Source organism: Oleiphilus sp. HI0123, assembly GCF_001635315.1.
Genome location: NZ_LWGE01001890.1, coordinates 1 through 1,135, shown reverse-complemented (window position 1 = coordinate 1,135; position 1,135 = coordinate 1). Strand labels below are relative to the sequence as shown.

Sequence of the window (1,135 nt, the reverse complement as noted above, 5' to 3'; positions counted from 1 at the left end):
TATTTCAAGACTAAAAACTTTTTTACTGTCTAAAGGATACTGGTCGGAATCCAAGGAGAAAGAACTTCTCATACGAATTAAGAAGAAAATTAGTGAGGCTGTTGAAGCCTATCTTATAGAGGAGGATGACGTACCTGAGGCGATGTTTGATTATCTCTTCGAAACACTACCTGAGCCACTGCTTGACCAATACGCGCAGGTCAAATTGCTTGGTATGAAAAACACTAAAAAAATAAGCCCGCAATGTGAAGGGACAAGGTTTGAAAATACCGACGCTCAGGATAAGTTGAAGCCAGTTGATATGGAGGGGCATAGCCATGAATGATATGAATCTTACTAAAGCAATAGATGACTGTGCTCCTGAAAGTGTTGGCGCATCGAAGGTCTGTATTATTGAGGCCGTTAATATGGCATTGCATCGCGCAATGGCAGAAAGTGAAGAAGTGGTTGTGCTTGGCGAAGATGTTGCTGTTAATGGCGGTGTTTTTCGCGCAACGGAGGGCTTGCGAGAAGCATATGGTGTGCGTCGGGTTATGGATACACCACTAGCTGAAACGATGATTGCAGGCATGACTATAGGAATGGCAGCTCAAGGCCTGCGTCCGGTTGCAGAAATACAGTTTATGGGCTTCATTTATGCTTCAATGGAGCACTTGGTTAGCCATGCTTCACGTATGCGTAATCGCACACGTGGGCGCCTTTCTTGCCCCATGGTTATTCGCGCCCCCTATGGCGGGGGAATTCATGCACCCGAACATCATAGTGAAAGTACCGAGGCAATGTTTGCGCATATTCCGGGTATTCGGGTTATACAGCCTAGCTCTCCAAAAAGGGCTTATGGACTGCTTTTGTCAGCGATTCGTTCCAATGACCCTGTTATATTTTTGGAGCCAAAGCGCATTTATCGTTTATTTCATAGTGAGGTAAAGGATGATGGCGAAGGCTTGCCATTGGATAAGTCCTTTCTATTGCGTCAAGGAAGGGATATGACTTTAGTTTCATGGGGTGCGAGTATAAATGAAACTATGCAAGCGGCAAGTTTATTGGCTAGGGATGGGATTGAGTGTGAGGTGATAGACGTTGCCAGTATTTCTCCTATAGACCACGACACTATTATCCAGTCGGTTCAAAAAAC

At 44.8% G+C, this 1,135-nt stretch carries 1 protein-coding gene and 1 pseudogene; both read left to right on the top strand.

What is annotated here, in order from left to right; all coding sequences use genetic code 11:
• Positions 1 to 325 (top strand): annotated as a pseudogene (locus A3761_RS28265) (hypothetical protein); the annotation flags it as partial.
• Position 326: 1 nt separating this feature from the next.
• Positions 327 to 1,135, top strand: an 809-nt coding sequence (locus A3761_RS25185; protein ID WP_082870383.1) for an alpha-ketoacid dehydrogenase subunit beta, incomplete at its 3' end; no start/stop codon positions are given.